Source organism: Lentzea sp. NPDC055074 (genome assembly GCF_053608005.1).
On the sequence record NZ_JBSGUQ010000011.1, the window covers coordinates 264,555 to 273,152 of the forward strand.

The window sequence follows — 8,598 nt, forward strand, 5'->3', positions numbered from 1 at the left end:
CCGGGTACCTCACTCGGTATGACCGCTCTCCCGCCTGACCCCGAACCCGACCTCGCACCCGGTCCCGAGCCCGGCGGCGGGGTGAATCCAGGAGAGACCCCTCCGGACTCCGGATCGACCACCACGGGTCTGTCCCACCGCGAACGGACACCGCCCAAGGCGACCGCGGGGCGCATCGTGATCGCGATCATCGTGCTGTTCGCCGTGCTGGTGGCCGCGATGCTCCTGACCCGGGCTTTCCTGCTCGTGTAGGCACCGCGCCGGACGACTCCGGTTGTGGACGTCCGCCGCCGACGCGTACGGTCGGTGTGGACGGGAGTCCTCATGAACCAGCTTGGACAGAGAACCACCTACATCCAGTCCATCCCGATCGTCGCTCTCACCGGCGAGATCGACATGACGTCGTCGGCACCGGTGACCAGCAAGCTCGCCGAGCTGCTCGATCGCAAGCCCCCCGCCCTGGTCCTCGACCTGCGGGAAGTGCGCTTCTTCGGGTCCGAGGGGATCCGCGCGCTCGTGGAGACCCAGCACCAGGCCGACGAGCTCGGCATCCGGTTCGGCGTCGTCAGCGACAGCCGGATCGTGCTGCGCCCTCTGGAGATGACGGCGGTCGACCAGCTGCTGTTGCTGTTCAACGACGTCGACGACGCCGTCACGGCGCTGAGCGCCTAGGAGCTGTCCTGCAAGTTCGTTCGGTGACAGGCGCGGGCGAGAGACCCGGAGGCGGTGCCGCCGCGACGCCCTCATACCGGGCGTATCCGGGCGTTGCGGCGGTGCCGTCTCCGGGCCCCTCGGCCGCCACTGTCGCCCAACGAGACTTGCAGGACAGCGCCTAGTCACCACGAGTGCGTGATCTCAAACGCGTCCCCGGCTCCATCACCTGAAGGTGTGAGCGCGCCAGCGCCCGGTTCCGCCCGGTCGTCTGGTTACGTTTGGACCCGTGCGTCGCTTGATCATCATCGCCCTCGCCACCGTCCTCACCTTCCTCTCCACCCCGGCCACGGCCGACCCGGTCCTGCTCACCGGCGAGGAGTCCCGCTACCCGCACGCGATCCGGCTGGAGCACGGCACGTACCGCGGCTCGATCCTCGTGGCCCTGCACGGCTTCCACTCCGTGAACGTCCTGCGGGCAGGCAGGTCCGGCAAGAAGTTCCGCCCGGTCGGCACGTTCGTCGACGAGGTGAGCGCGCACGCGACCTGCTGCGGCCACCTCTACGAACTGCCGAGCCAGGTCGGCGACATGCCCGCCGGCACCGTGCTGTGGGCTGGGTCGGTGGGGCTGCGGCACGAGGGCCTGAAGGCGCGGATCTGGCGCAGCGACGACGCCGGCGAGACGTGGCACCACCTGTCGGAGTGCGCGCGGGCCCAGCCCGGTGGCGGGCTCTGGGAGCCGGACCTGTCCGTTGACGCCCGCGGGCGGCTGAACTGCTACTTCGCGGACGAGACGCACGAGAAGCACAGCCAGTACATCGGGCGGTCGGTGTCGCGCGACGGCGTCATCTGGTCGGGCAAGGAGAAGGTCGTCGCGGTGTCGGACGGGTCGCTGCGGCCCGGGATGCCGCAGGTCAAGAGGCTGCCGACCGGCGAGTTCTACATGATGTACGAGATCTGCTCGCAGCCGAACCAGTACTTCTGCGAGGCCTACCACCGCAGTTCGGCGGACGGTGTCGGCTGGGGCGACCCGAAGTGGCACGGCACCAGGCCGACGACGAAGGACGGCAGGTACTTCGCGCACACGCCGTCGATCACTCTCGCGCCCAACGGCACGCCAGAGGGACGCGTGATCCTCATGGGGCAGATGCTGATGTCCGCCGACGGCAAGGTCGACCCCGGCAACGGCCGGACGGTCTTCGTCTCCGAGAACGGCGGCAGGGACGGCTGGTACGCGGTCCCCGCGCCGGTCGCGGTGCCGGGTGCGCGGGACGAGAGCTGCCCCAACTACCACCCGAGCGGGGTGGCGTCGCTCGACGGCCGTGAGCTCATCGGGTTCGCCAGCGACTTCGCGGCGAACGGCAGCTGCCACACGAGCTGGGCCACGAGCAGCCTGCCGCCGTTCCCCGGGTAGGGCTCAGTCCTTCTGACGCGGCTTCGGCAGCTGCTCGGTCTTCTGTTCGGCGGGCGCGGGAGACGCGGCGGGCTCGTCGTCGGCGGGCCCGTCTCCTTCCAGCGGCTTGAGCACCGACATCGCCGCGTCCACGGCCGCCTGGGCGGCGTGGAACTGCGTCGCGAGGTTGTCGTGCGCCGAACGCAGCGACGCCTCCTTCTCGGCCGCGGCGGCGGCGCGCTGGTCCGCCTCGGCGACGGCCGCGGCCGTCTTCTCCTCGGCCGCGCGCACCAGCGCCGACGTGCGGGCCTCCGCGTCGCGCACGAGCTTGGCGGCCTTCTCGTCGGCCTCGCGCACGGTGGTCGAGGCCTTCTGGTCGGCCTCGGCGACGGTGGCCGCGGCCTTGTCCTCGGACACCCGCAGGGTCGTCGCCGCCTTCTCCTCTGCCGCGCTGACCAGGGCGAGAGCCTGGGCGGACGCGTCGGAGGTGGTCTTCTCGGCGCGGGCCAGCGTCTCGGTCTCGAGGTCGTTGAGGAACTTCTCCGCCTCCGCCTGCTTGGCCTGGAGCTCGCCGGTGAGCTTCTGCAGCGCCGCGGTCCGCTTGGCCTCCGCGTCGGCGACGATCTGCTCGGCCTCGGACTTCGCGTCGGCCAGCACCTTCTGGTGCTCGGCGGTCAGCGTCGCCTTCAGGCCGTCGTACTCCTTGTCCAGTTCGTCGTGGTACGCCTTGTACTTCGCGTCGAGCTCGGCGCGGTGGGCGTCCAGGTCCGCGGACTTCTTCTCGAACTCCTCGGCGACGCGCTCGCCGTTCGCCCGCACGTCGGCGACCAGGGCCTCGTGCTCGGCGGCGAGCTTCGCCTGCAGCGACGCGTGCTCCGCCTCCAGCTCGGACCTGCGGCCGGTGGTCTGCTGGTCGAGCTCGGCGTGGCGCTGCTGGTAGTTGACCTCCAGCTGCTTGCGGCGCGCCTCGGTCTCGGCGAGCAGGCGCTGGTGGGCCTCGCGCTGGCCGGCCGCCCACTTCTCGGCCTCACCCCGCGTCGCGGCGGCCTTGTCGAGGGCGTCCTTGCGGATGTCCGCGATCTCTTCCTCGGCCAGGCTCATCATCACGCGGACGCGTTCGGTGACGTTCGACGCGCTGACGGGAGCGTTGGCGAGGTTCTGCAGCTGGACCTTGGTCTTGTCGAGGTCGGCGCGCATCGCGTTGAGGAGTTTGGTGAGCTCACCCACCTGCGCGGAGGCCGCGTCGCGGGCACGGTTCGAGTTCTTGAGATCGAACTCCAACCGGGTGACTCGTTCGTTCACCTGTCGCTGGTTGTAACCACGGAGGACAACGTCGAAATGCGGTGTGCGGGCAGTAGGCTGCCCGGCTCCATCAGCCCCGGCCATATGGCTCACCCTACCGAGATAGTCGCGAAGATCGTCACTCGATCTGGTTAAACCCACTACCGGCCGCAGTCTGACCGGGTGGTGGGTATCCACTTTCCTCTCATCACGCGAGAATCGCGTGAGCAAGACCGATCAGGATGACACCCATCACGTGAGACAGTCCTCCCAACTGGCAAGAGTCGCACGGTAACGTGCCTCGACTGATGACCGCCGAGTAACACCGGGAGGGCACGGATGTTCCGCAAGGTTCTTGTCGCCAACCGCGGCGAGATCGCGATTCGCGCGTTCCGAGCCGCCTACGAACTGGGCGCTGGAACGGTCGCCGTCTTCCCTCACGAGGACCGAAACTCGCTGCACCGCCTGAAGGCGGACGAGTCGTACGAGATCGGTGAGGCGGGACATCCCGTCCGCGCCTACCTTTCCGTCGACGAGATCATCAAGGCCGCCCGCAAGGCCGGCGCCGACGCGATCTACCCCGGTTACGGATTCCTGTCCGAGAACCCGGAGCTCGCGATGGCCTGCCGTGAGGCTGGTCTCACCTTCATCGGCCCCGTCGCCGAGGTCCTGGAGCTCACGGGCAACAAGGCGCGCGCCATCGCCGCCGCCCGCGAGGCCGGACTGCCGGTGCTGGAGTCGAGCCCGCCGTCGTCCGACATCGACGAGCTGCTCGAAGCGTCGAAGACCATGCGCTTCCCGGTCTTCGTGAAGGCCGTCGCCGGTGGTGGTGGCCGCGGCATGCGCAAGGTCGACGAGCCCGCCGCGCTGCGCGAGTCGCTGGAGGCGGCGTCCCGCGAGGCGGAGTCGGCGTTCGGTGACCCGACGGTGTTCCTCGAGCAGGCCGTGGTCGAACCGCGCCACATCGAGGTGCAGATCCTCGCCGACGGCCAGGGCAACGTGATCCACCTCTTCGAGCGCGACTGCTCCGTGCAGCGGCGCCACCAGAAGGTCATCGAGATCGCGCCCGCGCCGAACCTCGCGCCCGAGCTGCGCGACCGCATCTGCGCGGACGCGGTGAAGTTCGCGAAGCACATCGGTTACCGCAACGCCGGCACCGTGGAGTTCCTGCTCGACCCCGAAGGCCACTACGTCTTCATCGAGATGAACCCGCGCATCCAGGTCGAGCACACGGTCACGGAAGAGGTGACCGACGTCGACCTGGTGCAGTCGCAGATGCGCATCGCGTCCGGCGAGACGCTGGAGGACCTGGGCCTGTCCCAGGACACCGTCCAGCTGCGCGGGGCGGCCCTGCAGTGCCGCATCACCACGGAGGACCCCGCCAACGGGTTCCGCCCGGACACCGGCACGATCAGCGCGTACCGCTCGCCGGGCGGGTCCGGCATCCGCCTCGACGGTGGCACGGCGGGCGCGGGCATGGCGATCAGCCCGCACTTCGACTCGATGCTCGTGAAGCTCACCTGCCGCGGCCGCACGTTCTCGCTCGCCGTCGCGCGTGCGCGCCGTGCGATCGCGGAGTTCCGCATCCGCGGCGTGTCCACGAACATCCCGTTCATCCAGGCCGTGCTGGACGACCCGGACTTCTACGAGGGCCGCGTCACCACGTCGTTCATCGAGAAGCGCCCGCACCTGCTGACGGCACGCCACTCGGCGGACCGCGGCACGCGCCTGCTGACCTACCTCGCGGACGTCACGGTCAACCACCCCAACGGCACGCGCCCGACCGCGGTCGACCCGCGCGAGAAGCTGCCGGTCGCCGACCTCAACGCGGAGCCGGCGCCCGGCTCCAAGCAGAAGCTGGTCGAGCTCGGCCCCGAGGGCTTCGCGCGCTGGCTGCGGGAGAGCAAGGCCGTCGGTGTCACCGACACGACGTTCCGCGACGCCCACCAGTCGCTGCTCGCCACCCGAGTGCGCACCAAGGACCTGCTCGCCGTCGCGCCGCACGTCGCGCGCCTGACGCCCGAGCTGCTGTCGCTGGAGTGCTGGGGCGGCGCGACCTACGACGTGGCGCTGCGGTTCCTCGCGGAGGACCCGTGGGAGCGCCTCGCCGCGTTGCGCGAGGCCGTGCCGAACATCAACCTGCAGATGCTGCTGCGCGGCCGCAACACGGTCGGCTACACGCCGTACCCCGAGGCCGTGACCAAGGCGTTCGTGGAGGAGGCGACGAAGACCGGCATCGACATCTTCCGGATCTTCGACGCGCTGAACGACGTCGAGCAGATGCGCCCGGCTATCGAGGCCGTGCGCGAGACCGGCACGGCGGTCGCGGAGGTCGCCCTGTGCTACACCAGCGATCTGTCCAACCCGGACGAACGTCTGTACACACTGGACTACTACCTCAAGCTGGCCGAGCAGATCGTCGGCGCCGGCGCGCACGTCCTGTGCGTCAAGGACATGGCGGGCCTGCTGAGGGCTCCGGCCGCGTCGCGCCTGATCACCGCGCTGCGCAAGGAGTTCGACCTCCCGGTCCACCTCCACACGCACGACACGGCAGGTGGCCAGCTCGCGACCTACCTGGCCGCGATCCAGGCGGGCGTGGACGCGATCGACGGCGCGACCGCGTCGATGGCGGGCACGACGTCACAGCCGCCGCTGTCGTCGATCGTGGCGCTGACCGACCACACCGAGCGCTCCACCGGCCTCAACCTGCAGAACGTCTGCGACCTGGAGCCGTACTGGGAGTCGGTGCGCAAGATCTACGCGCCGTTCGAGTCCGGCATCCCCGGCCCGACCGGCCGCGTCTACCACCACGAGATCCCCGGTGGTCAGCTCTCGAACCTGCGCACGCAGGCCGTCGCCCTCGGTCTCGGCGACAAGTTCGAGGAGATCGAGTCGATGTACGCGGCCGCCGACCGCATGCTCGGCCACCTCGTGAAGGTGACGCCGTCGTCCAAGGTCGTCGGTGACCTCGCCCTGCACCTCGTGGGCGCGGGCGTCGAGCCGAAGGAGTTCGAGGAGAACCCCGGCAAGTTCGACATCCCGGCCTCGGTCATCGGCTTCCTGCACGGCGAGCTGGGCGACCCGCCCGGCGGCTGGCCGGAGCCGTTCCGCAGCAAGGCCCTCGAAGGCCGTCCGGCCCCGAAGCCGGTGGAGGAGCTCTCCGCCGAGGACGAGGCGGGTCTGGCCGACGCGCGCAGGGCGACCCTGAACAGGCTGCTGTTCCCGGCGCCGACCAGGGAGTTCGAAACGCACCGCGAGGCGTACGGCGACACGTCGGTGTTGCGCTCCAAGGACTTCTTCTACGGCCTGCGTCCGGGCGAGGAGTACTCCGTCGACCTGGAGCCGGGCGTCCGGCTGCTGATCGGCCTGGAGGCGATCTCCGAGGCCGACGCGCGAGGCATCCGCACGGTCATGGCGACCCTGAACGGCCAGCTGCGCCCGATCCAGGTCCGCGACCGCTCGGTGGCGGCCGACATCCCGGCCGCCGAGAAGGCCGACCGCGCCAACGCGAACCACGTGGCGGCCCCGTTCGCCGGCGTGGTGACCGCGGTCGTGGCCGAGGGCGACAGCGTCGACGCCGGTCAGACCGTCGCGACGATCGAGGCCATGAAGATGGAGGCCGCGATCACCGCGCCCAAGGCCGGTGTCGTGCGACGCCTGGCGTTGCGCGGCGCCCAGCAGGTCGAAGGCGGAGACCTGCTGATCGTCCTGGAGTAGTTGTTCGGTCGCGAAGGGCCCGGTCTCCTGTCGAGGCCGGGCCCTTTCGTGCTGCGGGGGGCCTGGAACTCCACGACGATTCCGTGCGTTGCACCGAGCACGGGGTCAGGGAGAGGGAATCGCATCATGAAGAAGGCGTTGGCCGGCCTGCTCGGCCTGGCAGGGATGGCGTGGGCGCTGAAGGACCTGCCGCGACAGCTGGGCGGCAAGCCGGACCCGGTCCACATGTCCCGTTCGCCGCGCTACCGCGACGGGAAGTTCCACAACGACAAGGAAGTTCGCACGGTTCCGGACAGAGACTCGTTCTCGATCAGCGACTTCGTGCGCGGTGGACAGGACCGCAAGCCCGCCGCGGCGGTGCCGCTGGTGGGACCCGCCGCGCCGGTCACCGACGGACTGCACGTCACCTGGTACGGCCACGCGTCCGCGCTGATCGAGATCGACGGCGCCGCCGTGCTCCTCGATCCTGTGTGGAGCGATCGCGTCTCGCCGTCCGCCCACGTCGGTCCCAAGCGACTGCACCCGGTTCCGCACGATTTGTCGGATTTGCCCAACATCAGTGCCGTCGTGATCTCGCACGACCACTACGACCACCTCGACATGGAGACCGTGCAGACGCTCACCGCCGGGACGTCCGCGGTGTTCGTGGTGCCGCTCGGGCTCGGCGCGCACCTCGCGCGGTGGGACGTGCCCTCCGGCCGCGTCGTGGAACTGGACTGGGACGAGTCGCACACCGTCAACGGGTTCACGCTCACTTGCACTGCGGCACAACACTTCTCCGGCCGTTCGGTGCAGCGCAACGTGACGTTGTGGGCGTCCTGGGTCATCAAACGCGGTGAGCGTGCCGTGTTCTACAGCGGCGACACCGGCTACTTCCCGGGTTACGCGGCCATCGGTGCGGAGCACGGGCCGTTCGACGCGGTGCTGATGCAGGTCGGCGCGTACAACGACGCGTGGGCGGACATCCACATGACGCCGGAGGAAGGCGTTAAGGCGTTCCATGACCTCGGTGGCGAGCTGCTGATCCCGGTGCACTGGGCGACGTTCAACCTTGCGCTGCATCCGTGGGGCGAGCCGATCGACCGCGTGTGGCGGGAGGCCAAGGCGAGCGGGCTGAAGCTCGCGGTGCCCAGGCCGGGGGAGCGGGTTGACGTTGACTCGCCTGGGGAGGTTGACGGGTGGTGGCAGGCGTTGGCCTGATGTTTGTCGGACCCTCTGAGCAGGTTGAGTTGTAGGGGTCCTCGGATCGGGGGATGCCTGCGTTCGCTTGCGTTCGCCTGCGTTCCCGGGTTGTGTTCGCCTGCGTCGCTTGCGTTCCCCGGTTGCGTTGGCGGGTTCCTGTTGTGTGCTTCCCCTGGGGCTCTGCCCCCAGACCCCCGGCAATCTGAGATGGGGGCCAGCGCCGTGAGCGGGTTGATGGCACGCCTGTTGCTTTGAGCGGCTGCCTGTTGCTTTGTTGGTTGCGTTGGCGGTGGGGTCCCATCACGAGTCGCACCAAGAGCGGGCCACACCTGAAGAGGGGTGTCAACTCGACGAAAAGAGTTTGGAGTTTAAAA

At 69.5% G+C, this 8,598-nt stretch carries 6 protein-coding genes; 5 read left to right on the top strand and 1 reads right to left on the bottom strand.

Annotated features, from left to right (window positions below; translation table 11 throughout):
* Window positions 1-18 precede the first annotated feature (18 nt).
* From ACWF7A_RS25475 to ACWF7A_RS25485, 3 genes are all read left to right on the top strand, one after another.
* Entirely contained in the window at window positions 19-252 is a 234-nt protein-coding gene (locus tag ACWF7A_RS25475; RefSeq protein ID WP_452252997.1) for a DUF6480 family protein, read from the top strand.
* A gap of 72 nt (window positions 253-324) precedes the next feature.
* Window positions 325-672, top strand: coding sequence for an STAS domain-containing protein (locus ACWF7A_RS25480; RefSeq protein WP_452252998.1), 348 nt, complete (start codon window positions 325-327; stop codon window positions 670-672).
* A 268-nt stretch (window positions 673-940) separates the two neighbouring features.
* On the top strand, window positions 941-2,065 hold the full coding sequence (locus ACWF7A_RS25485) for a hypothetical protein (protein WP_452252999.1): 1,125 nt from the start codon (window positions 941-943) through the stop codon (window positions 2,063-2,065).
* A gap of 3 nt (window positions 2,066-2,068) precedes the next feature.
* Here the strand turns inward: ACWF7A_RS25485 and ACWF7A_RS25490 are convergent, their stop codons facing one another.
* A complete protein-coding gene (locus ACWF7A_RS25490) occupies window positions 2,069-3,325 on the bottom strand; it encodes a hypothetical protein (RefSeq protein ID WP_452253000.1) in 1,257 nt (418 codons plus the stop codon).
* 339 nt (window positions 3,326-3,664) lie between these two features.
* On the opposite strand from ACWF7A_RS25490, the gene ACWF7A_RS25495 reads away from it, so the two are divergent.
* Both ACWF7A_RS25495 and ACWF7A_RS25500 read left to right on the top strand, forming a co-directional pair.
* Entirely contained in the window at window positions 3,665-7,042 is a 3,378-nt protein-coding gene (locus ACWF7A_RS25495) for a pyruvate carboxylase (protein ID WP_452253001.1), read from the top strand.
* 126 nt (window positions 7,043-7,168) lie between these two features.
* Window positions 7,169-8,242: an MBL fold metallo-hydrolase gene (locus ACWF7A_RS25500; RefSeq protein WP_452253002.1), complete on the top strand. Its 1,074-nt coding sequence runs from the start codon at window positions 7,169-7,171 to the stop codon at window positions 8,240-8,242.
* The last annotated feature ends 356 nt before the right edge of the window (window positions 8,243-8,598 follow it).

What these genes read in the sequence shown, in the direction of transcription:
- ACWF7A_RS25475 (WP_452252997.1), top strand. Translation starts at nt 19, where the DNA reads ATGACCGCTCTCCCGCCTGACCCCGAACCCGACCTCGCACCCGGTCCC.
- ACWF7A_RS25480 (WP_452252998.1), top strand. Translation starts at nt 325, where the DNA reads ATGAACCAGCTTGGACAGAGAACCACCTACATCCAGTCCATCCCGATC.
- ACWF7A_RS25495 (WP_452253001.1), top strand. Translation starts at nt 3,665, where the DNA reads ATGTTCCGCAAGGTTCTTGTCGCCAACCGCGGCGAGATCGCGATTCGC.
- ACWF7A_RS25500 (WP_452253002.1), top strand. Translation starts at nt 7,169, where the DNA reads ATGAAGAAGGCGTTGGCCGGCCTGCTCGGCCTGGCAGGGATGGCGTGG.